Here is a 19129-nt window from a genome sequence, read left to right on the forward strand (position 1 = left end):
GGACTACTTGATGTAGCCCTGCGCCGAGACGCGCGTCGCGGTGCCAGTGGTGACCATCTTCACGTAGAGCAATCCACCGTCCCCACCTTGGAGCGGAGGATCGAAGACCACGCTAGCGGTTTCCGTCATGCTCGCCGGGGCATAGCCGCGCCAAATCACGCCCGACGCCGAGGCCGTCTGTATGACGATCTCGGATGGCGTCGCGGATCCGTTGCAGAACTGGAGCGAGCCGCAATATCCACGCTGCCCCGTCGCCGGGGGGACGGCATAAAAAATGTCTACCGCGTCGTCGGTCAGTCCGCCGGTCGGACTGGCGTATTGAAACTGCGTGCCGCCCTGCGTCGGGCTGACGTTAATTGCGGGGACCCCACCTGTCTCGCTGACAATCGCCGCAGCGGGCAGTACTGCCTTCGTCCCATCACCTAAGGTAACGACGACACCAATCGTGTCTTCGTCACTACTGCGGACCAGCGTCGCCATCGTCCATCACCTTCGGCCTGCGTCCGCGCCGTCCTGGCATGGAACCACCTTTGTGGCCGTTCCTGTCGTGGTCGAGCGGATCGAATTTGAGAGGATGGAGGCGCCAGCCTTTCGCCAGCGCCTCCCTTTCTTCCGTATCCGAATGGACGGCGCTCGTCTGAACGGGCTCACCCCAGATCAACTCGTCGCCTCCATCCTTGTAGATGGCCTTCGGATACTCGTCGGTCACAGCGCGGATACGCTCGTGACATCGTTGGTGTAGCCAGGGCCGCCGTTCGCCACGTCATATGGAGTCTTGACGCCAAGGCGCTTCATCAGCGCCTGCACATAGTCGGTGCGGTTCTTGCCGTTCCGCTCCAGCGCCAGCAGGCCCTTCACCGTGTTCTCGTCCAGCGGCTCCTTTGCCTTCTCGGCGACACGATCCTTGAACTCGTCCAGGCCGAGGTTGAGCAGCGGGGCGATGAAGGTGGTATTGAGATCGGCGGGAACGCGCATCTGGTCGCGCTTGGCCGTTTCCTCGATATCCCCGTCAGTGCCGGTGTCCGCCGCAAGGCGAGCGCGGGTATATTGCTTGACGTTCTCCTTGACGCCTTCCTTCTGGGCCGCCTTCACCTCCGCAGCCGAAAGATCGGGCACGCCATCGGGCGTTTCGAGCTTCTTGGTATCAGCCATCATTCTACTCCTCTGTTCCCCCGCCCTGCTTGGTTGGCCCTCCCGTCGCGCACGGAAGGGCCGGTTCGGTTAGGCTTGGCCGAATAGCTGGATGCCGGCCATTTCGGTGTTCAGGGTCGCGACGCCGAAATCGATGTCGAAGCGGAACTTGACGCTTAGGTCGTTGATCGCGCCCTGACGGGTGTAGGTGATCGGAATGCCGAGTGGGGTCGTCCCGCGAAGCACCTGCCAGCCATCCTCCGGCTCGACCGCAAAGGTGCCGGGAATGATCTCCACCGCGCCCTTGACAAAGAAGGGGTTCACATTCGCCGCAGTGGTGTTGAGGAAGGTGATCGCCGCGCCGTTAGCGGGCGTCGCCGAGACGTTCTTGTACTCCAGCTCGGCCTTCGTGCCGCCGCCGTTCGAGATGATCGGGGGCGTGATCTGCACCGTCCCCGTACCGCCCGCACCGGTGATGATCTTGGTGATGCGGAAGGTTTTCAGCTGGCCGGTATCCTGCTTCGAAATGTGATGCAGGGCGTTGACACCGGCGATCGTGAACGCATCGCCGACCTTCACCGTGTTGCCGGTCACCGCGATCGAGATGACCTGGTAACGGTTGTCGATGTTGGTGGTGTTGCCGTCAGCATCCACGGTCGAGCCGACCGGCGTGTAGTAGAGCGGCTGTGTGTTCGTGATCGTCACGCCCGTCGCCGTTGCGGCGGTCAGTCGGATGATCTGGTCATTCTCGAATACCTTGAAGTTGCCGACCGTGCGGACATAGGCGCGCTCATAGGCAGTGCGAGCGAGCGGGCTGTCCGAAGTCTGCGGCTTGGCGATGTTGCCCGCCATCGTCAGGTAGTCACGAGACGAATAGAACGCGCTGCGGTCGTCCATCGGCACGCCCTGCTCTGTCATCATGGCGCCCGCCGCAGCAAGGTCGTCATAGCCCGACGCTGCTACGGTGCGCTTTGAGACCAGCGAGCCGTTGTTGGCGACCGAGGTGAACACGGCCATGTTGACCGAGCTTGCCAGGGTCTTCTTCGCGCCGTCGAAATAGCGCGAGAGCTGAAGCGGGTCGCGCATGTCCTTGGAGGACATTTTGCCGTTGGCGACCTTGTGCTGGCCGATCGTGACCGGAACCGACAGCTGCGTAATGTCGCCGAAATTCGCCGACTGGTCGAAGCCGTCATAGACCGCAGGGATGTACGGCATCGGGCGCCAGATCTTGTCGCTCTGACGCTGCTGCCCCACCGCGCCACCAGGCATCGTGTAGGTTTCAGCCTCGCGAGCGATAACGAGAAGATCATCGAACCCCTCCAGAAGGTTCTCCCACTGGACGCGCTCTTCCTTGGTAAAATTGTTAGCCATTTCAGCACCTTGCGAATTGGTTGAACATCAACGGGTCGTAATGACCCCTCGCCGATGCTCAGCCGTCGCAGGCGCTGGTCCCTGAATTGGCGAATGACATATACGCGAACTGAACGGGTATCTCAATACCCGTCAGGCAGCTTTCTTTTTCTGGGCCTTGTAGAGGGTGAGCGCCGAGTAATCGCCGGTCTCTTCTGCCTTCTTGCGCAGACGCTCTTCCTCCTTGTCGCCGGTCTGCGTCATGGATGCGGAGCTGCGCTGAATGGTTTCGGCCTCGGGAGCCGGGGGCTTTGCACGGGTCGTCACCTTGAGGCGTCCTTCCAGTTCACGGGCGAGGATGATTGCGCGGATCGGATCAGGCTCCGACGCGATGCGGTCGAGCATCTGCGGGTGCTTGGCGAGCGCATAGACCAACTGGGCGGGGTTGTTCGTATAGGCCAGAAGCGCTGCCTGATGGATATCGGGCAGCACGCTCACCACTGCGGCTTCCGCCTGGGCGAAGTCCTTGACGGGTAGCGCCGCGGCCTTCGCCTTATAGGCAATGACACGCTGCTGATTCTCTTGATCCTTCGCCTGCTGCGCACGGGCGGCGTCAGCTTCCGCCGTCTCCGCCTTGGCCTTGAGGTCCTTCCACGCGTCGAGTTCAGCCTCGTAGCGCTCTTCATCCCATTCGCAGGTCTCCAGCGTCGGCTTTGGCCCAACCTCGATCTTGGGAGCCTCGGTGCGCTGATAGCCAGCCAAGCGCTTATCGCGCTCGCGGATTTCTTCGCGCAGCTTCTTGACCAGAGGCGTCTCGTCTTCAGCGACCTCGCCCTCAAGCTCGATCGAAAACTCCCCCTCCTCGGAATGGGCGTTCTCTGGCTCCTCCGGAGGCTGCTCTTCCATGCCCTCCGGGGGTGTCAGGACCAGTTCGTCATCGGTTTCGTCAGCCATGTTCAACTCCCTCGCCCGAATGCCCGGCGGTCGGCTCAACCATCGTTCCAGATAAAACCCATCGGATTCGGCGCCCTCCAAATCGTGTCGCCGTCACCGTCGAGAATGCCCGTGTCCGTCGCCTCGTGATCATCCACCGTCAGCGGCGGGATGAGCGGATATTCCTCGTCCAGCCAATCAGCTCGCGGACGGAGGTTCTTACCCTTGGTGAAGTACCGGCTCATGCGGCGTCTCGCGGCTCCCGTTCTGCCTGCTCCTGCTGGCGGCGCTCCATCTCAATTTCGTGCCCCATCCGGATGCGCTTCTCGCTTCCGCCACGCCTGATCTCCTCAGCTTGCGCGCGCTTGAGATCGGCGCTGGCGAAGCGCTCCGCGATGTTCGCTTCGTCGTTCGCCGCCGTTAGGCCCGAGGGCGTCTCGGGCTCGCTGACCGGTCCACCCACTGCTTGCGCCTGCGCTTCCTTGAGCATGGCGTCGGCGATCTTTTGCACCGCGTTGGCGTCGTTGAGCTTGGCCTTGCTGACCAACTCCATCGCTTGTGCCTGCAACGCCTGATCCGCAGCGCTCGGGGGCTGATTCTGCTGCTCCTGTGCGGCCTGCTCGATCATCCGCTGCTCTTCCGGCGTCGGCTTCACAACGCCGAGACCGATGAGCTGCTGACGCGCCCAATCCTGCATGTCGGCCTGGCCCTCACCGTCTTGGTTCATCACGGCGGTAAGCAGGGCCGCGTTGGCCAACTCATTCGACCCGGCCTTGACCGCGATTTCGGCCAGGGCAACGTTCTGGCGCACCGTCTTTTGACGAGCCGTCACCGTCGATTCCTGAACATCAGCAATGACCTTATACCGCCCACGCGAGAGGTCATTGCGGATGCGATAGACGTTATCCTCGCCCATGTAAGGCTCGTGAAGGACCGCCTGCCCATCCTTGCCGTCCTGCGTGCGCGTCTCAACCTTTCGGCCCGGCTCGAAATATACCTCCTTGGCCATCCCAAGGTAGATTTCGGCTTCGCGCTGAATGCTCTGACGCATGTTATCGAGATAGATCGCAGAACGGCTGTCCACGCGGCTCGCGGCGATATCCATTGCATCGGCCGAGACATTGGCCTTGACTTCATCTGCCTGATCGTCGTCGTCAGTCAGGTCGGCACTCGAAACCTGAAGCAGGGCAGCGGTGGCCGGCTGAACCTGCGGCGGCTCGATCTTGCCGATTGGCCCGGCACTCACGATTTCGCCGTTCTCGTTTCGAAGGGCGTGCAGCAATCGCACCGGATAGCGCTCGATGTTGCCCTTGGCCCAATGCTCCAGGATCGTCGTATTGCCGTCCACGTAGCCGCTGACCTGCTCTGGATCGACGATCGGCACTTCGTAGGGAGCGAGCGCCTGAAGCTCGACCACCTTGGCGATCGAGGCGTTGTAGATACGCTGGCGATCCATGCGCTTGCCGACGTGTCCGCGCCAACGCTCCATGTTATCCACGAAATCGCGGCGTCCATAGACCGGCACGATGGGGATTTCGCAGCCCGCAATGTACTTGCAGTCCTTCAGGACGCGCGAGCCGTTGAGAACGTACTTGCGGACCCGCTTGCGCTTGAAGTCGCGCTCCTCAACGGTCCAGCCCTCAGCCTTCAGATCGTCAAGCGCGCCCTCCGCGAGCTCACTCTCGAACAGGCGTTGTTCTTCGCCTGATGTCTCATGCGTCAGGATGAAGAGCTTGTCCGGAACCTTCTCGCAGACGTAATACTCCGCGATGCGTACGACATCGGGCGTGTACCAGTCATAGGCCCATTTCCAATTTTCGAGTGGCCACGGATCGATGTTGTCTTCGCCCCATGTGGCAATGGCCGTCGCACGGGGAAGCGCGGAGACAACGAACGCCCATTCAGCGTCCGACTTGTCGTACACCTTACTCGCGCCGTCGAAATAGACCGACTGGTCTGCGTCCACGATCGTGAGGCCGGGGTTGACCCGCTGCTCGTCGCTCGACGGGTCGTAGGGGTCGGCATAGTCCGTGGTCAGGCGATAGGCGCCGAACCCGCCCCGGATGGCCTCCTGAAACGCGTTGTCTCGCGCTTGCTGAGCCTTGAAGTGATAGCTGTCAGCACGATGGATGCCGTCGAGCGTCTCCGCCGTGCTGTCGTCGGCCGCCTCATCTGAGGGCACGTAATCGACGGTCAGACGGTTCTCGCGATAGTCGGTCTCGATCTTTTCGAGAGACTTGGTGATCTTATCCACCTCGGGGCGGGGCACGTTCTCGTATTGGACGCCCCACTGGCCTTCCCACTGCGCGCCCGGGATCGTAACGAAGCGACGAGCCTGAAGGGAGTCAGCGCGCAATTCCTGCTGCGGCATAGCGACGCTATCGAACCGCTGCATCGCCTCATCGTGGATCTTTGCGAGGCGCTCGCTGTCCTTGTCGGCGGTCGATCCTTCGACTTCGCTTTCGGGGAGAGGTTTTTCGGCCATCGCGCGCCGGAATTTATCCTAGCGACACGTTCGTCCGAACCTGAGGGTTTGTGAGGGTCAGCGCTTCGCGAATGCCGATGCTGTGGATGGCATCGCCAGTTTGATGGTCTTCACTCCTGCCTGCGCCCTGCGCGCGCCTTCGCAGGCATAGCGCAGCGCGTCGATCAGGTGATTATCCTTGTCCTCGAGCACGGGTAGAACGTCGCCTGTCAGGGGATCGGTCTTGTAGCTGTAGTGCGTGAGCTCTTGGATCAGATGTTCGCACCGGGGATGCACCTCGATATCGAACGCCTTCAGGAACTCGACCCCCTCCTCTACCGATCGCGCGCCCTTTACCGCAGCGCGGATGTTCGGGAAGCCGTGGCGACGTAGGTAGCTGATCGTCTCAGGGCGCGAGGTGTCCGCCGTCGTCCACCACTTCTCGCTATCCGGGACCGACAGGAACAGCTCGGGGAGCTTGTCGATTTCGACACCTAGCCCCCACGCCTCGTGATCTACGTAGAGTTTGTGGCCGTCGATCCAGCAACGCACCAAGCAGCTCGGGTCGATCGAGAAGCCGAAGTCGGCTCCTTGCCGGAACACCGCCCCCGCTGGCGCCGCCAGATCAGCATTTACCTTCCAGTTCTTGAATACCCGCGCTTCACTGTTCTGGCGGTACTGGCCCTCCCACACATGCAGGTACTTGTCGTAATCTCGCCCGCGCATGTACTCCATCTCGGCGCGCAGCTCTTCAGGAAACCACGGATTGGCGTCGTAGTTGACGTGGCGCACGATGGAGCGCGGTGGCGGGCCGTCCTCACCGCAGAACATGCGATCGATAGGGTCGGTTGGCAGGTCTGGGTTCCATGTCCAGATCAGCCGCGAACCCGGCGCACGAATTGTCGGCACCACCGTGTCAATGCTGGCCTGGCTGAAGGTCTGCGCCTCCTCTCCCCAGAAAATGGTGATGCCCTCGGTCGATTTGATGCCGTTCGCATTGCCCTTGACGCCCGAGAACAGAAACAGGCTGTCGTTAGGCCCCCTGATCTCGGTTTCGGTGCTTTCGAAAACCGTCTCCAGCCCGAGACGCCTGATCTCATCATCCAGCAATCGCTTGACGGAATCCTTGATGCTGCGTTGAACCTCACGCCCGCATAGGATGCGCTCGTGCGATTGCGAGGCGAGCAGTACAAGCCCGCTGGCCACCGTGCGCGACTTAGCCGCCCCTCGTCCGCCCTTCCATGCGAGATGGCGAAACGGCTCCCACAAATCCGACGCATATTCAGGGAGATCGACGCTCCTAAGCATCCTTCGGCTTTACGAGATTGACTTGGAAGCCCGCTGGCAGCGGGTTTTCGGGATCGGAGCCGACGAGTTGGCGGTCGCCGTAAAGCTTCGGGCTCCACTTCGCCAGCAACTTCAGGCGCGTGTCGATCCGGACCTTCTTGTCCTGCACGTCCACGGCATCGGCAGGTTCCTCGTCGGCAATCTCAAGACACTCGTCAGCGATCTCGTGATAGCCATGTTCGCGCGCACGCGCGATGCGTCCCGCCAGTTCCTCGTCCTCATCGAACCAACGATAAACTGCGCTCTTGCTGATCCCGTTATCACGGCATAGCTGGCGAAGTGGTTTGCCCTCGTAGAGGCCTTCCACCAGCGCATCCGCCAATTCCTGGGTTCGCTCAGCCATATCGTCTCGCCTTCTTCAGATCACATAGTCTGCGTCGCACTGCGTCTTCCGTTCGATTGAGTGTGGTTGCCATCTGAGCAGCTCGGATGCGGGCCTTGTGCATCTTGAGAAGCTTGGCGTCATCGGCCGGCGTCCATCTGCGGAATGCGCCCTGATCGCGGATGATGGCGCGTTGGAGGATGCGGCTCTCTCGCTCATCTAGGGCTCGCTCGCGACCAAGGGCCGTCGCCAGTTCAACGATCGCCGCGTTTCCCGTTGGAATGACGAGTGCGTTCATCCTCACCCTTCTCCTTTGGTGAGGGCTGCGTCGATCATGGCTTGCCATGTCAGTAGGGCGTCAATGTCCCCGACGTATTCTGAGGTCGCTTCGGCCACCATCTCAGGCGTAGGCTCCCGGAGGGCTGTCAGGACTTCGCGGATCACTTGCTCTTCAAGGCGAACATGGAACCGTGACGGGTTGAAATCTTCACCACGCCGCGCTTCAATCGCGACCCGAGCCAGTCTCTCGATCATGGGTGTTTCTTTGGGGAGGGTCATGCGCCGGCCCTTTCCGGTTGGAGCTTGTGCCGGAGCGCCATTGCGTCCCACCAAGCGTTGTGCTGGACAGCGCCTTCCAGCGCCGTGGGATAGCAATCGACATTGTGAACCTCGAAGGTCATCGTCGGGTACTCTGCGGAGGCCCAACCGCCTGTGGGGGATGTCGAGATGGCGGAGCAAAAACGCCCGATGTCTACGGGACTGTCGGCAACAATGACGGGGTTCTCGATTTCGCCGAGGAAGTGGCGGATAACCGTTCCCACATCGTTGAGATGCACGCTGCTCCAATTGAGCGTCGCTTGGTGCATACCCATGATTGGGACGACATTTGCTACTACCCAAGGATCGCGAGCCTCAGCCGTCGTAGCGATGTGGATGCTTCGCCCATCCTCGCGAACCAACGCTATGCTGAGCAACGGGCCGCTATGGCCGTCGAACTCGCAGTCGATGTAAAATAGCTCCCGCCCATCTTCTGATCGTTCTGTGGTGGTCATGCTGCGTCCTCGTCTGCCCAATCCAGCCCAGGCCGCTTCGGGATTTCGACCCTCACCGCCAAAGCGCGCCCAGGAAGCGTACTGAGGCGACGCGCCAAGGCGTAGGCAGCCGCCTGCCCGGTATAGTTCCCGTCATTGTCGCCGAAGATCACGACTTCTTCGACGCCAATGGGCGGTATCCACTTGGCGAGCATCGTGGCATTGAGCGCAGCCCATACGGGCATCGTGAACCGTTGCGTTGCCTTGAGCGCGGTTTCGATCCCTTCGGCGATGCCGAGGCGGCCGCCGTGCATCGACAATCGAACCGCGCAGCCATCCGGTAATACACCGGGCATTGTAGCCCGTGGATCTTCCATATCTGCCTTGCCATTCGGACCTAGGAAGGTCCGATGCAGATTTGCTGGAGAACCGTCAGCCTTGCTCACCATGGCTATCATGGCGGGCGCATAGCCCCCACCCGGAACAGGACAGCGATCAGTAAACCGGATGCAGTTGAAGTTCTGCGGCATTGGAAGACCTCTGCCCGCCAGGTAACGGCCGGCTAGGTCAAACGGCGTGATAGGCGTCGAGCCGACCCATAGGCGGTTCAGCATTTCCACCCGCTCTCTGTCGTCCATCCGCTTCTGGACCGGCTCAGGCCTCACATTGCCCACGACACGATCGATTTCTCGAGCTGCTTCTGGAAATGCCCAACCCTTCAACCGTTTCAGGAACTCGAATCCATCTCCCGCACCACAGTGCGAACAGATGAAGGATCCCGATCCATCCTTGTTGTCCCAGCGGAACCGATCACGGCCCTCGCAAAACGGACATGGCCCGTGTTTGCCGGATAGTGATCGCTCATCAGCCCCGAGCGCCAGAAGGATTCCACGCCATTTTCCGCGCGCCGCCTCTTTCGTGCTTCTCATGACCGCGCCCCCTTTCGTTTGGCATAGGCAATGCGGCGCGAGCGCTCGTATCCAAGGAAGGCGCTGTCTGGCTCGATGGCATGGTACGCCAACCCCTGCGGCCATACGCCGAACTTGCTGCGGTAGAGGGCTTTGGCGAGCCTCCCCCCTTTGTTGCGATGGCGATCGATATGGAGCGCCATCGACCAGAATCGCTGCTTTGTGTCCTTGGTGAATTTCTCGCCCGACTTGGGCTTGAACTCGACCAGTTCACCGTCCGCCGTTTCGACCTCCGGCGAACGTTTCGGCTCGAACCCACACCTATCGCATTGGCGCAATCGGGGCGGTTTCAGGACACCGCATGACGGGCATTCCTTGGGCAAAGCATCGCCCTTGTCCTTGCGTGTCTCGTGCTTCTTGTCCCGCCCAGTGAGCAAAGTTTCGTGGTGAATGTCGGTCACGAAACCGAGCCGGTCGTGATTGTCGGCGTGGTCAAGAATGATACACTCGGTCTTGCCTGGGGCCGCGCGCAGGCCCCGCCCGATCATTTGAACGAATAGCATCTCGGATTTGGTCGGCCGCGCCAGCACGACGCACCGGATGTCAGCATCAACGCCAGTGGTAAGTGTTGCGATGTTGACGATCCCCGCCAACTCGCCACGGCCCATACGATCGAACAGCGTCCTACGCTCGATCAGATCGATGCTGTCGTCGCAGTAACCCATCCGCACGCCAGCTTCCGCGAACTCATCGACAAGCTGTGCAGCGTGCGCCTTATTCACCGCGAACACGAGGGTAGGCAGCCCTTTGCCCCGCTGTAGCCAAGTCTGAACGACATCAGCAACGAGCGTCGCCGATCCCATGACATCCGCAAGCTGGCCCTCGTGGTAATCGCCTGCGAGTACTTTGACGCCAGACAAATCTGGGTGGCTCGGAGCATAAACGCGGAATGGCGAAAGGTATCCTTCGTCGATAAGTTCCTGCATCCGCACGGGGATGACCAGCTTCTGCCACTGGTCACCCAAGCCCTTGGCCCACGGCGTCGCGGACAAACCGATGAACACCGTCTGTGGAGAGTCCACCATCCAATCGATCACCGACTGGTATTGCTGGTGGCACTCGTCCACGATTACCACGTCCGCCAGAGGGCGCTCGCGCCTAGCTAGCGTTTGAACCGACACGATCTGCACGGGTTGCCGCCAATCGGTTCGTGGATGCGATGCCTGCATCACGCCGATTTCGTAGATCCCTTCCGCCTCGAACGCTTCCAGCGTCTGATCGATCAACGAGATGGCCGGCACGGTGAAGACCACCCGCCTGCCCTTCGCCCGAGCGCCCTTGATGATCTCGGCGGCGGTACGCGTCTTGCCAGCCCCGGTCGGCAATTTTAGCAGCACCCGGAAAGTTCCAGTAGCCACCTCGTGACGGACCATCGCGAGCGCACAGACCTGATGGGGCCTCAAGGGCTTCGGCTCAGGTCGAGTGTCGAACAAGCCCCAACCAGCAGCAGAGTTGGCAAGGGCGCTCACTTGCGACCCCCGATTACAGCGAACGGACCTCGCTCAAGCGAATCAGCCGTATCCGTATCATTAGCCTTATCCTGGATAGGACAATCACCACTACCCGCGCGTGGTTGAACGCTCGTTGCAACGTTCGTTGAACGCTCGTTGCCTTCTCGTTGGTTCGCTCGTGCAGCGGCGGATGCGATGCCTGCGGCCCTGCGCTGTTCGATCAGCCTGCGTGCTTTTGCCAATTCTTCTATGGTCCAAGGATGGGTGATCTGCCCTCCGGAGATGGTGCAGTCCTCCAGCAGCATGGACCGCATGTCTGACCACTGCTTCGGCGTAATCCGCAGCTCTCGGGCAATCAGTTTCGCGTCGTCCGGAATCACGCCATCGCGCTGCCAAAAGAGCATACGCAGGAAGACGTAAGCGCTATGTTCGACATGACTGAAGGTGGCTACTTGAGCGCGATGGTCCTTGATGAACCAAGGCATCCACAGCGCGGCACTAGGCCGGGGCTTGGTCACTCGCCATACTCCATGGAAATGACGAGCCGCGGCCGATCGCTGTAGCGCTTGCGCACGATCAGATCGGTGACCTGGCTGTCGTCTTTGAACAGGATGCCGTTGCAGCCATCGAGGGCGGCCTTGGCGTAATTGTCGGCGTCGGGACGCGTGACGGGGTGCTTGAGCCCTTCAACCGCTGCTTCCCTGTCGCGCTTCGGCATGGATTTCGGGATCGGGACATAGGCCGTAACGCAGAGCGTCACTTGACCTTGAACTGGCGAATTGCCGTTCATCCGATCACAGGCCGCGATCCTGACCAGATCCTCATAGCGAGCCGTTTTGGCCGGCGTGTAGGCGCGAGCGAACCCGCCGCGCGTCGAAATACGCGGGCGCCCCTTCGCCACTGGCGCACCGGGCACCGTCACGACGATCAGTTGAGGATCGACGCCCCGGTTCACCCCATGCTCTCCCTGCGCTGGCGATTGAGGCCACGGGCAAGCATCAGGCAGCGCGCTCGCTCCTTGTCCTGCGCCTCGATCGTCGCCTTGCGGGACAGAGCGGCTCTAGCCCGCCTATCCTGCGCGGCAGGGTGACGATGAACGTTGCGGCGATACCAGTTGATGAGGGAGGCGATCATGATAGCACCGCCCAGATGAGCCATGCGATCAGTGAGACGATAAGGGCGATGCCATAGACGAACGCACTGGCGATCCCCGAGAAGCTGTAATCGCCCCGGGGTCGATTGTCGCGGTCGGCCCAAGCTGCCCAGGCGAATGCCGCAACAGCTACAATGGCAGGTGCGAGCCACCAATCCGCACTGAGCGTGAAAGTCATGACCGCTTCTCCAGTTGCTTGAGGTTGAGCGGGGACAGGTGGCGCGCAGGTATGAACCGAAGGCGCTCCAGCATCACGATCGTGCGGTTGCCGACCTTGACCGTGTGGCGTGCATGGGGACCGCGTGTGATCTCTTCGACGGTCATGCCGCGACCCTTTCGTCATGCTCATCGACGACGGCCTGCATCTGCGGGATGAGACGGCGGAAAAGCTCGGCAAGGACGGCGGTGTCGATATGGCAGCGCTTTCCGTCCGCGAGCCGCTTGAGGAACTCCGTCACGGTCAGCGAAAGGTCAGCGGCCAGCGCCATGTCATTTGCAGCGACGGCGTGGCGCGGGGCGGCGCGAAGCCCGTATTCCTTCAACACCTCATCAAGCGCTGAGATGTCGGCGACGAGCGAGTTGAAGACGGTGTGCGCCTCGGGAAGATTGCTTGCCGTCACGGCGCGATCGATCGTCTTTGCGTCGTTGAGGCCCATCCGCTCGGCCATCACGCCCTTGCCCATGGTGGGCCAAACACGTCCCCATGCCGCAGCGAGCTTGCGCTGAAACTTGTCCTTCGACAGCGGCTCTATTGGACAGACATTGTTGCGCTGCGGCATTATGAGACGCCTCCGAAATGGATGAAATCAGACCCGCCCCCGATCCCAATTGCGTCGGCGTCCATATCTGGCGCCTGACCGCGCTTGAGCTGGCGGCGCGGTTGGCTGGCATAGCGGAAGGCGGCGATATGCTCAGGGTCGTGGATCGGGCCGCTGACAGCCCGGATCAACAGATACGGGGCACAGCAGAGGATGGCCGCGAAAACAGTGGAGCCGATGATCAGAGCGCTCATGCGCCTTCTCCGGGAGGAGTAGCGTGAGCACGAATAGGACCATAGACGGTGACGCCGACTTTGTTTCGGCGGACGTTGAAGACGTTCTTCAGGTCGTCGCCGTACTGGACCAAGCCCCAACCATCTTTCGGCCACTGATAGTCGTCGCGCAGGCAAAATGCGGCTGCGCGGCTGGCGAGGATGAAGTCGCCGGGTTCGGCATGGATGATTACGCGCGCGCGGCTCACCCCGCCCTCCCCGTGAAGTTCCGGGGGCTGCTCGGCATGGACTCCGATGCAGCCCCCGTCCTACCGTCCAACTTGCGAGGAATGGACGGAGGATTCGAATGGAACCAGATGAGGTGTTCGACAGGCTTACCGCAGGGTTCACACTCAACATGGTGGCTCACATGGCCCGCATACTGGAGCGCGCGGGGCTCATGGACGACGAGACGCGCGACCTCATTCATCGCCAGCTCCCGATCCTTGCCGAAGTGGCTTCCCGCTGCGACGATAACGACACGCGGGCTGAACACCTGGATTTGCTCGTTTCAATTCTTCCAGCGAGGCGCGCACCAGAGCAGTAGCGGCAAGACTGCGTGCGCTCCGGTCATCGCCTGTGATTACGACCGCTGTCAGAACGGCGAACGCGCACGCGAGAACGATGATCGCGGCGGGGATCATGCGGCCCTCGCGGGTTCGGGGCGCTTGCGCTCGAATTCTTCCATGAAGGCGACAAGCTTCTCAGCGTTGCGCAGCGAGAGAGACCGGCCCTCCCTTATGTTCTTCACCAACCCACCATCGCCGAGCGACTCAAGCCCTAGGCGCGTCGGCTTCATCTCGGTGCGTGCGAGGAAGGCCTCGACCGCCTCCAGCAGCATTGCGTCGGTCATGATCATGACGGGCATTATATGAGATATTTCTCACAGCACAAGCAATGATGTGCGAAATCTCTCAAATAGCGCTGACGCAGCCCGTGTGGGAAATTCCTCACATGGCGCGCGTGTCGAATCAGCAGAGGATCAGTCCCACCCTGGTGAAGGCGCTTGAGCGCATTCGTCCGATTGACGAAACTGGGAAGCCGTGGAGCGACAAACGCTGGTGCGAGGAGGCCGCTGTAAGTCCGGGCTTCTGGCGCGATCTTCGGAAGGGCACCGAGCCTGGTATTGACAAGGTTGATCGTCTCGCCCGCGCCGCGGGGGTCACACTATCCGAGTTACTTGAAGGCGTAGAGCCTCCGGCAAACCCCCTGCCTAGTGAAGATGAGATCGCCGGGTTTTTGGCAGAGGCGCAGCGCGAACTGCCGATCGGAACGACCCTCGCGGACTATCCGCGAGTCGTTGGGCCAGCTTTGCGACTGCGCCTAGCGCGATACGCAAATGCGCGTCGAGGGAAGCCCTATCCTGAGCCAGTGAACGCTCCCGATAGAGACGCTCAACCTCAGACTCCCACCATGACAAGCGCTCAGGAATGATTGAACATTCAAGCGTGCACTCGCGGCAGCCCACTTCACAGGCGGGCTCTGACAGCAGCACGTCGGGGCGAGTCGTCTGTTCCATGTTCCTGTTGTGTTCCGCGAAATCCAACAAGTCTAGGAATTTTCTTAGGGGGTATTATGGACAATGTACTTGGGATGCTGCTCGGCATCCTACCTGTCACTGTGCTCGCGGGGATTCCGCTGGCTAGAATCGCTTGGCGCGTCGGGTATCCGGTCTGGTTCGCGTGCTTGGCGCTTATCCCCCTCTTGGGACTGCTGATGTATCTGTTCCTTGCGCTATGGCGCTGGCCGATACCCGATGCAGGCTCAAGCAAGTATGAGAGGTGGTGAGATGACGATTTGGATCCCGCTCATCGCATTCGCGGTACAGTTAGCCATCTTCGCCAGGTTTCTTAGCAGGTTCGGCTTCAGTCCCGTTTGGGCAGCAACTGCGATTGTGCCGCTTCTCCCTCTTATTGCTCTCTGGATCATCGCCTTTACCGAATGGCCGATCCCGGATCGGCGCGAACAGGCCGCTATGGATGAGGATGAGCTGACCCGCGATTTTTCCTGACGCGGTTCGGCAAGGACGGATAGCCTATTTTGAGAGGGGGTTTGTGAGGGAATTGCGAAGCGGGGAATGCATAGAGCAGCGCTAATTGCCCCTCCCCTCCAACTCCCTAGCCGTCGTGGGTGCAAATCTCTGCCTAGAGCGTCTGGTCACGTAGCCCTTTTTCAGTCGGATTGGCACGGCCGCTTTCGGAAAGCTGATATGCTCGCAAGGTGGCTTTCAGCGCGCCGGTTAGTGAGAAGCGCGTGACTTTGAACTGCCCGCTTTCCATGGGGAAGGCTACGCCCAGCTCGCCGCCGATCTCCATCGCGTCCAGAAGGGTCGTGTCCAGCGGCGCGGCCAGGAGATACCGCCCCTCCGCGACCCGACAGGTCAACGTCGCGTTGAAAGCACCGGCAGGCGTGTTGATGAGAACGGGGAACTTCCCGTCATGCTCGCATTGAATGACGGGATTGAAGAAGAATACGCAAGATGACCCGCATAGCACGCCGAAGGCCGATCCACTCTCATTCTCGGTAGTGGCGAAAGTGGCGCCGGTCGTTGTAGTTACATACCAGTTCCCGTAACGCTCGCCAGGGAGCGGCGGCGGCGCGGGCACTACTACGCTCGGCCGCGTCCTTTTCTGCGCTTCCGCAGGCAGGCCGAATATGGCCGCCACGGCGCAAACAACAGCTGCAACTCGCATAGCCCTCCCCCGTCGAGAGAGGGATTTTGCCCTCATATGGGCAACGAATCAATGAAGTGAGATTTTTCTCATTTCTCTATTGACGGTGAGATATTTCTCATTCATACCCCTCCCATAGCCGCCGTTGTGGTGGCTGGGGAGATGCGTTCAGTGGAACAGCTTGAGGCAAAGTTCTGGTCCAAGGTCGATCGGCGCGGCGCGGATGAATGCTGGCCTTGGACGGGCACGAAAACTCGCGCCGGTTATGGCCGCATCAGCCGCAACGGGCGGCGGTATGTAGCGACTCGGCTGTCTTGGGAAATCGCCAACGGCAAGCCGTTCCCCGAGGGGAAGTTCGCCTGCCACTCATGCGATAATCCTAACTGCGTCAATCCCAATCATATCTGGCCCGGAACTCTTTCCGAGAACACCAGAGACGCCATCGCGAAGGGTCGCGCTAACGCACGGGCCCTGCGTCGGTTCTGCCCGAATGGGCACCCCCTAGAGGGGGATAACGTCATCAACAGCCTTGCATACCGCGGGTGCCGCACCTGCGCAGCGGAGGCGCGACCAACGTTTGGTCACGGCGGGGTGTGCTGCAAGTGCGGGCATGCCCGCGTCGACGATTACGTCGAGGTTCGAGATGGCAGGCCCTGCTGGAAATGCCGCGCCTGCAATCACGCAAGGACTCGCCGCCGTCAATTGGCTCAGGCCGAAAAGCGCGCCGCGTGAAACAGTCAGATTCTCCAAAGGATCACGTAATGTCGATCGAACAGCATACGCCGGGACCTTGGGCCGTCACGCTCTGCAAGAAGACGCGCCCTGACGCGCCAGATATCCCCCGTCACATCCTCGGTGCAGATGGTCGCCGCGTCGTGACCTTCAATTCGGCCGCGCAGATCATAGGCGGTGAGCGGCGCGCCAACGCCCGCCTGATCGCCGCCGCCCCGGAGTTGCTGACGTCACTCGGCAATCTGGCCGAGTTCATAGCGTTCTATTTCACCGGCCCGGACGCCGAAAAGAACCGGGACGTGGAGGGCATGGAGAATATGCTCGCCGAGGCCGAGACGGCGTTCAATGTGGCAGCCGCCGCCATCGCCAAAGCTCGCGGGGAGTCCTGATCCCATGTCGAAGCTCGACACGCTCGATCCCTACGTGCGCGACCGCTCCGAATGGGAGATGGCCGATTATCTCGATGCTGGCCGCGCGCACTTCGATGTCGCGGGGTACCGGGAAGCGCCGTTCAACCCTTGGCAGCCTAGCGATCGTGAAGCGTTTGCGCGGGCCTATGCCCTGATCGCCGCTCCCCGGTCTGTCTCTAAAGGAGTGGTGGAATGAGCCGGGATATTCAGGGCGCGTCGGCCGAGGCCGATCAGGCCCTCGTCTCCGATCAAGCCGCTGCGCGTCTTGACCCTTCGGGCTTCGATCCTTCGCGCAAGTGCGATTCTTGCGCATTCATCGGTGTCATCTACTGGAACGGAGAGACGCACCATTGCCTCAAGTCGGACGAACGCCGACGCGACAATTTTCGCTCGTGCGGGGATTTTGCCGAGGACTTCATGTCGGAGTTCCGCAAGTTCTATGATGCACGGGCCGGGCAAAAGGCGTGCCGTCACTATCAGGAGCGGACGCCGCTGAAGCCAGAAACCTTGGAGCTTCTTCGCAGGGTTTCTGACGCGGGCAAAGACGGATTTGTCGCCAAGTTTTTCAGCCAAGAGAACTATGCACTCACCCACCTGCGCGACAAGTTTGTAACGAGCGACTTCGCTTTTCCAAGGGAGCCCGCGCGTGGAGAGCGCCGTTACTGGCTCACCAAGCTTGGAGCGGCAGAGCTTTCCCGCGATAGCGATGGAAACCCGCAGGGCGGAGACGGCACGGCTCCGTCGCGGAGCGATGACAGCGCGGGTCCGAAGGACATCGCCCAACCTCCCGCAGGTGACGCATGACCGACCTCCCCAACATCCCCGGAGGCTGTGAACGTCTCGCACGCTTGATGGCTGCTGTGGCCATGGAGCCCATGCGCGAGAGCCTTGAGCGCTCCTATGCCGAGATGAAGAACGCCTTCAACGGCGGCGCAGCAGAGCGCGCACGCCAGATGATCAAGGAGAACCGTCGTGGGTGATTTCAAAGCAACGCCGGGACCGTGGGAGGCCGTCCCAGCCGGAGCCGATGGCTACTGCGGCGATACTGGACGCTATCACATCGAAGAGCGCGGCACGGATGCGCAATGGGTCATCGCCGCTACGGTTGGTAATGTTAACGCGTTGAAAGCCGACGAATGGGCCAACGCTCAACTGATCGCCTCCGCGCCCGACCTTCTCGCTGCTTGCCGATGGGCAGAAAGTGCGTTGGCGCCATTCAGCAAGGACCCGCAGAAAAAGTCGGGAATGGCCCTCCTGCGCGCCGCCCTAGCCAAAGCCCGCGGTGAACATCCCCAAGCTACCGATAGCAAGGAGGCTGATCGTGGCTAGGCGCCTATCGGACCAGCAATGGCGTGAGCTTCGCCAGATCGTGTGGAACGCTTTCCGCGACAACTTCTTCAGTGAGGGTGGCGCCGAGATCGATGTGCTCGCCGATATCGCGATGCACGCGATCGATGGTCACTTGCCCCTCGAATCCGTGAACGCTGATCTACTGGAGGCGCTTAGGGAGTTTGTGCTGGAGTACGACGGCTTTCAGGACGGGAACGGTGACCCGTGCCCAACGCTGGCCAGAGCCCGCTCCGCCATCTCTCGCGCGGAGTCCTCCCTATGAAGCTCCTTATCAAGATCATTGGATCTGTTGGGTGGGTCTATGGGGCTGCTGTGCTCTGGGGCCATGGCGATGCCACTGACGTGGCCCGCGCTTTCGCCCTTCGGGCTGAGCCGCCTGCGGCGTCTCATCGCTTCGCGCTTCAATCGCTATCGCATGGAGTATTGTGATGGCGGCGCCAAAGTACCTCCATCAAATCCCCGCGCCAGCGCTAAAGCCTTCGCTTGCCGAGGTCGCGGAAATGCCATTTCCCGCAAGCCTGGTCGCAATGCGCAAATACTACAATTCGGAGTGGGGCAAGCCAATCCCAGAGGGCGTGGACAAGGCTCGCAAGTTCAGGGCCGTCGTAAGCTTCTCCTACCGTGAGGAGAGCAGCAAGTCATACGATATCGAGGCGTTCTCCCAAAAGGAGGCGGAGGAACTGGCAGAGAAGGCTTTCGGGGAAGATCGAGACCTTCGCTGGCTGGATGACTGCGAAATCGACGAGATCGAAGTGGAGGAGGTCGCCGATGCTTAGCGCCCAACC

32 protein-coding genes are annotated in these 19129 nt (G+C 61.0%); 8 read left to right on the plus strand and 24 right to left on the minus strand.

What is annotated here, in order from left to right; all coding sequences use genetic code 11:
- Positions 1–3 precede the first annotated feature (3 nt).
- From ABDV68_RS02640 to ABDV68_RS02740, 21 genes are all read right to left on the minus strand, one after another.
- Positions 4–480 carry a hypothetical protein gene (locus ABDV68_RS02640; protein WP_343518096.1) on the minus strand — a complete coding sequence of 159 codons (477 nt, stop codon included), beginning with the start codon at positions 478–480 and terminating at the stop codon, positions 4–6.
- The gene (locus ABDV68_RS02645) at positions 458–709 is read right to left on the minus strand and encodes a hypothetical protein (RefSeq protein ID WP_343518097.1); all 252 of its coding nucleotides are present in this window, start codon (positions 707–709) and stop codon (positions 458–460) included. Before ABDV68_RS02645 ends, ABDV68_RS02640 begins: the two co-directional genes overlap by 23 nt.
- Positions 706–1152 (minus strand): hypothetical protein, encoded by a 447-nt coding sequence (locus ABDV68_RS02650; protein WP_343518098.1) that lies wholly within the window; start codon positions 1150–1152, stop codon positions 706–708. The genes ABDV68_RS02645 and ABDV68_RS02650 overlap by 4 nt, the downstream gene beginning before the upstream one ends.
- A gap of 69 nt (positions 1153–1221) precedes the next feature.
- Entirely contained in the window at positions 1222–2502 is a 1281-nt protein-coding gene (locus tag ABDV68_RS02655) for a P22 phage major capsid protein family protein (RefSeq protein ID WP_343518099.1), read from the minus strand.
- A gap of 132 nt (positions 2503–2634) precedes the next feature.
- Positions 2635–3435 carry a hypothetical protein gene (locus ABDV68_RS02660; protein ID WP_343518100.1) on the minus strand — a complete coding sequence of 267 codons (801 nt, stop codon included), beginning with the start codon at positions 3433–3435 and terminating at the stop codon, positions 2635–2637.
- A gap of 35 nt (positions 3436–3470) precedes the next feature.
- Positions 3471–3659 (minus strand): hypothetical protein, encoded by a 189-nt coding sequence (locus tag ABDV68_RS02665; protein WP_343518101.1) that lies wholly within the window; start codon positions 3657–3659, stop codon positions 3471–3473.
- The gene (locus ABDV68_RS02670; RefSeq protein WP_343518102.1) at positions 3656–5899 is read right to left on the minus strand and encodes a portal protein; all 2244 of its coding nucleotides are present in this window, start codon (positions 5897–5899) and stop codon (positions 3656–3658) included. The genes ABDV68_RS02665 and ABDV68_RS02670 overlap by 4 nt, the downstream gene beginning before the upstream one ends.
- Positions 5900–5956: 57 nt before the next feature.
- Positions 5957–7186, minus strand: coding sequence for a PBSX family phage terminase large subunit (locus ABDV68_RS02675; RefSeq protein WP_343518103.1), 1230 nt, complete (start codon positions 7184–7186; stop codon positions 5957–5959).
- A complete protein-coding gene (locus ABDV68_RS02680; protein ID WP_343518104.1) occupies positions 7179–7568 on the minus strand; it encodes a hypothetical protein in 390 nt (129 codons plus the stop codon). The genes ABDV68_RS02675 and ABDV68_RS02680 overlap by 8 nt, the downstream gene beginning before the upstream one ends.
- Positions 7561–7845 (minus strand): hypothetical protein, encoded by a 285-nt coding sequence (locus ABDV68_RS02685; protein WP_343518106.1) that lies wholly within the window; start codon positions 7843–7845, stop codon positions 7561–7563. The genes ABDV68_RS02680 and ABDV68_RS02685 overlap by 8 nt, the downstream gene beginning before the upstream one ends.
- 2 nt (positions 7846–7847) lie before the next feature.
- Positions 7848–8081, minus strand: a complete 234-nt coding sequence (locus ABDV68_RS02690) for a hypothetical protein (protein WP_343518107.1) — start codon at positions 8079–8081, stop codon at positions 7848–7850.
- Between the two features lie 20 nt (positions 8082–8101).
- Positions 8102–8599 carry a hypothetical protein gene (locus ABDV68_RS02695; RefSeq protein ID WP_343518108.1) on the minus strand — a complete coding sequence of 166 codons (498 nt, stop codon included), beginning with the start codon at positions 8597–8599 and terminating at the stop codon, positions 8102–8104.
- Entirely contained in the window at positions 8596–9507 is a 912-nt protein-coding gene (locus ABDV68_RS02700) for a toprim domain-containing protein (protein WP_343518109.1), read from the minus strand. The genes ABDV68_RS02695 and ABDV68_RS02700 overlap by 4 nt, the downstream gene beginning before the upstream one ends.
- Positions 9504–11015, minus strand: a complete 1512-nt coding sequence (locus ABDV68_RS02705) for a DEAD/DEAH box helicase (RefSeq protein WP_343518110.1) — start codon at positions 11013–11015, stop codon at positions 9504–9506. Before ABDV68_RS02705 ends, ABDV68_RS02700 begins: the two co-directional genes overlap by 4 nt.
- On the minus strand, positions 11012–11515 hold the full coding sequence (locus ABDV68_RS02710) for a DUF1376 domain-containing protein (RefSeq protein WP_343518111.1): 504 nt from the start codon (positions 11513–11515) through the stop codon (positions 11012–11014). The genes ABDV68_RS02705 and ABDV68_RS02710 overlap by 4 nt, the downstream gene beginning before the upstream one ends.
- Positions 11512–11952 (minus strand): RusA family crossover junction endodeoxyribonuclease, encoded by a 441-nt coding sequence (locus ABDV68_RS02715; RefSeq protein ID WP_343518112.1) that lies wholly within the window; start codon positions 11950–11952, stop codon positions 11512–11514. The genes ABDV68_RS02710 and ABDV68_RS02715 overlap by 4 nt, the downstream gene beginning before the upstream one ends.
- 175 nt (positions 11953–12127) lie before the next feature.
- Positions 12128–12328: a hypothetical protein gene (locus ABDV68_RS02720; RefSeq protein ID WP_343518113.1), complete on the minus strand. Its 201-nt coding sequence runs from the start codon at positions 12326–12328 to the stop codon at positions 12128–12130.
- Entirely contained in the window at positions 12325–12474 is a 150-nt protein-coding gene (locus ABDV68_RS02725) for a hypothetical protein (protein WP_343518114.1), read from the minus strand. The genes ABDV68_RS02720 and ABDV68_RS02725 overlap by 4 nt, the downstream gene beginning before the upstream one ends.
- Positions 12471–12929, minus strand: coding sequence for a hypothetical protein (locus ABDV68_RS02730; protein WP_343518115.1), 459 nt, complete (start codon positions 12927–12929; stop codon positions 12471–12473). Before ABDV68_RS02730 ends, ABDV68_RS02725 begins: the two co-directional genes overlap by 4 nt.
- Positions 12929–13162, minus strand: a complete 234-nt coding sequence (locus ABDV68_RS02735) for a hypothetical protein (RefSeq protein ID WP_343518116.1) — start codon at positions 13160–13162, stop codon at positions 12929–12931. Before ABDV68_RS02735 ends, ABDV68_RS02730 begins: the two co-directional genes overlap by 1 nt.
- Positions 13159–13389, minus strand: a complete 231-nt coding sequence (locus ABDV68_RS02740) for a hypothetical protein (protein ID WP_343518117.1) — start codon at positions 13387–13389, stop codon at positions 13159–13161. The genes ABDV68_RS02735 and ABDV68_RS02740 overlap by 4 nt, the downstream gene beginning before the upstream one ends.
- A gap of 98 nt (positions 13390–13487) precedes the next feature.
- Here ABDV68_RS02740 and ABDV68_RS02745 point away from each other — a divergent pair, with 98 nt between their 5' ends.
- Entirely contained in the window at positions 13488–13727 is a 240-nt protein-coding gene (locus ABDV68_RS02745; protein WP_343518118.1) for a hypothetical protein, read from the plus strand.
- 93 nt (positions 13728–13820) lie between these two features.
- Here the strand turns inward: ABDV68_RS02745 and ABDV68_RS02750 are convergent, their stop codons facing one another.
- The gene (locus ABDV68_RS02750) at positions 13821–14039 is read right to left on the minus strand and encodes a hypothetical protein (RefSeq protein WP_343518119.1); all 219 of its coding nucleotides are present in this window, start codon (positions 14037–14039) and stop codon (positions 13821–13823) included.
- A 930-nt stretch (positions 14040–14969) separates the two neighbouring features.
- On the opposite strand from ABDV68_RS02750, the gene ABDV68_RS02755 reads away from it, so the two are divergent.
- Complete coding sequence (locus ABDV68_RS02755; protein ID WP_343518120.1) at positions 14970–15191, plus strand: hypothetical protein; 222 nt, start codon at positions 14970–14972, stop codon at positions 15189–15191.
- Between the two features lie 133 nt (positions 15192–15324).
- Here ABDV68_RS02755 and ABDV68_RS02760 read toward each other — a convergent pair whose 3' ends face one another.
- Entirely contained in the window at positions 15325–15846 is a 522-nt protein-coding gene (locus ABDV68_RS02760; protein ID WP_343518121.1) for a hypothetical protein, read from the minus strand.
- A 767-nt stretch (positions 15847–16613) separates the two neighbouring features.
- On the opposite strand from ABDV68_RS02760, the gene ABDV68_RS02765 reads away from it, so the two are divergent.
- Genes ABDV68_RS02765 through ABDV68_RS02785 form a run of 5 tightly spaced genes read left to right on the plus strand, consistent with a single transcriptional unit; the run spans position 16614 to position 18323 of the window.
- Positions 16614–16973 (plus strand): hypothetical protein, encoded by a 360-nt coding sequence (locus ABDV68_RS02765; RefSeq protein WP_343518122.1) that lies wholly within the window; start codon positions 16614–16616, stop codon positions 16971–16973.
- Between the two features lie 4 nt (positions 16974–16977).
- Complete coding sequence (locus ABDV68_RS02770; protein WP_343518123.1) at positions 16978–17190, plus strand: hypothetical protein; 213 nt, start codon at positions 16978–16980, stop codon at positions 17188–17190.
- Positions 17187–17798, plus strand: a complete 612-nt coding sequence (locus ABDV68_RS02775) for a hypothetical protein (protein WP_343518124.1) — start codon at positions 17187–17189, stop codon at positions 17796–17798. The genes ABDV68_RS02770 and ABDV68_RS02775 overlap by 4 nt, the downstream gene beginning before the upstream one ends.
- On the plus strand, positions 17795–17974 hold the full coding sequence (locus ABDV68_RS02780; protein WP_343518125.1) for a hypothetical protein: 180 nt from the start codon (positions 17795–17797) through the stop codon (positions 17972–17974). Before ABDV68_RS02775 ends, ABDV68_RS02780 begins: the two co-directional genes overlap by 4 nt.
- On the plus strand, positions 17967–18323 hold the full coding sequence (locus ABDV68_RS02785; protein ID WP_343518126.1) for a hypothetical protein: 357 nt from the start codon (positions 17967–17969) through the stop codon (positions 18321–18323). The genes ABDV68_RS02780 and ABDV68_RS02785 overlap by 8 nt, the downstream gene beginning before the upstream one ends.
- A gap of 4 nt (positions 18324–18327) precedes the next feature.
- Here the strand turns inward: ABDV68_RS02785 and ABDV68_RS02790 are convergent, their stop codons facing one another.
- Positions 18328–18456: a hypothetical protein gene (locus tag ABDV68_RS02790; RefSeq protein WP_343518127.1), complete on the minus strand. Its 129-nt coding sequence runs from the start codon at positions 18454–18456 to the stop codon at positions 18328–18330.
- A gap of 316 nt (positions 18457–18772) precedes the next feature.
- On the opposite strand from ABDV68_RS02790, the gene ABDV68_RS02795 reads away from it, so the two are divergent.
- Positions 18773–19120, plus strand: a complete 348-nt coding sequence (locus ABDV68_RS02795; RefSeq protein ID WP_343518128.1) for a hypothetical protein — start codon at positions 18773–18775, stop codon at positions 19118–19120.
- Positions 19121–19129: the final 9 nt, after the last annotated feature.

The organism is Sphingomonas sp. (assembly GCF_039595165.1).
Lineage (GTDB): Bacteria > Pseudomonadota > Alphaproteobacteria > Sphingomonadales > Sphingomonadaceae > Sphingomonas.

Bases quoted from the DNA above. Each gene is read 5' to 3' on its own strand.
- ABDV68_RS02640 (WP_343518096.1), bottom strand. From the start codon at position 480: ATGGCGACGCTGGTCCGCAGTAGTGACGAAGACACGATTGGTGTCGTC.
- ABDV68_RS02650 (WP_343518098.1), bottom strand. From the start codon at position 1,152: ATGGCTGATACCAAGAAGCTCGAAACGCCCGATGGCGTGCCCGATCTT.
- ABDV68_RS02655 (WP_343518099.1), bottom strand. From the start codon at position 2,502: ATGGCTAACAATTTTACCAAGGAAGAGCGCGTCCAGTGGGAGAACCTT.
- ABDV68_RS02660 (WP_343518100.1), bottom strand. From the start codon at position 3,435: ATGGCTGACGAAACCGATGACGAACTGGTCCTGACACCCCCGGAGGGC.
- ABDV68_RS02665 (WP_343518101.1), bottom strand. From the start codon at position 3,659: ATGAGCCGGTACTTCACCAAGGGTAAGAACCTCCGTCCGCGAGCTGAT.
- ABDV68_RS02670 (WP_343518102.1), bottom strand. From the start codon at position 5,899: ATGGCCGAAAAACCTCTCCCCGAAAGCGAAGTCGAAGGATCGACCGCC.
- ABDV68_RS02675 (WP_343518103.1), bottom strand. From the start codon at position 7,186: ATGCTTAGGAGCGTCGATCTCCCTGAATATGCGTCGGATTTGTGGGAG.
- ABDV68_RS02680 (WP_343518104.1), bottom strand. From the start codon at position 7,568: ATGGCTGAGCGAACCCAGGAATTGGCGGATGCGCTGGTGGAAGGCCTC.
- ABDV68_RS02685 (WP_343518106.1), bottom strand. From the start codon at position 7,845: ATGAACGCACTCGTCATTCCAACGGGAAACGCGGCGATCGTTGAACTG.
- ABDV68_RS02690 (WP_343518107.1), bottom strand. From the start codon at position 8,081: ATGATCGAGAGACTGGCTCGGGTCGCGATTGAAGCGCGGCGTGGTGAA.
- ABDV68_RS02695 (WP_343518108.1), bottom strand. From the start codon at position 8,599: ATGACCACCACAGAACGATCAGAAGATGGGCGGGAGCTATTTTACATC.
- ABDV68_RS02700 (WP_343518109.1), bottom strand. From the start codon at position 9,507: ATGAGAAGCACGAAAGAGGCGGCGCGCGGAAAATGGCGTGGAATCCTT.
- ABDV68_RS02720 (WP_343518113.1), bottom strand. From the start codon at position 12,328: ATGACTTTCACGCTCAGTGCGGATTGGTGGCTCGCACCTGCCATTGTA.
- ABDV68_RS02725 (WP_343518114.1), bottom strand. From the start codon at position 12,474: ATGACCGTCGAAGAGATCACACGCGGTCCCCATGCACGCCACACGGTC.
- ABDV68_RS02730 (WP_343518115.1), bottom strand. From the start codon at position 12,929: ATGCCGCAGCGCAACAATGTCTGTCCAATAGAGCCGCTGTCGAAGGAC.
- ABDV68_RS02735 (WP_343518116.1), bottom strand. From the start codon at position 13,162: ATGAGCGCTCTGATCATCGGCTCCACTGTTTTCGCGGCCATCCTCTGC.
- ABDV68_RS02745 (WP_343518118.1), top strand. From the start codon at position 13,488: ATGGAACCAGATGAGGTGTTCGACAGGCTTACCGCAGGGTTCACACTC.
- ABDV68_RS02750 (WP_343518119.1), bottom strand. From the start codon at position 14,039: ATGATCATGACCGACGCAATGCTGCTGGAGGCGGTCGAGGCCTTCCTC.
- ABDV68_RS02755 (WP_343518120.1), top strand. From the start codon at position 14,970: ATGACGATTTGGATCCCGCTCATCGCATTCGCGGTACAGTTAGCCATC.
- ABDV68_RS02765 (WP_343518122.1), top strand. From the start codon at position 16,614: ATGTCGATCGAACAGCATACGCCGGGACCTTGGGCCGTCACGCTCTGC.
- ABDV68_RS02770 (WP_343518123.1), top strand. From the start codon at position 16,978: ATGTCGAAGCTCGACACGCTCGATCCCTACGTGCGCGACCGCTCCGAA.
- ABDV68_RS02775 (WP_343518124.1), top strand. From the start codon at position 17,187: ATGAGCCGGGATATTCAGGGCGCGTCGGCCGAGGCCGATCAGGCCCTC.
- ABDV68_RS02780 (WP_343518125.1), top strand. From the start codon at position 17,795: ATGACCGACCTCCCCAACATCCCCGGAGGCTGTGAACGTCTCGCACGC.
- ABDV68_RS02795 (WP_343518128.1), top strand. From the start codon at position 18,773: ATGGCGGCGCCAAAGTACCTCCATCAAATCCCCGCGCCAGCGCTAAAG.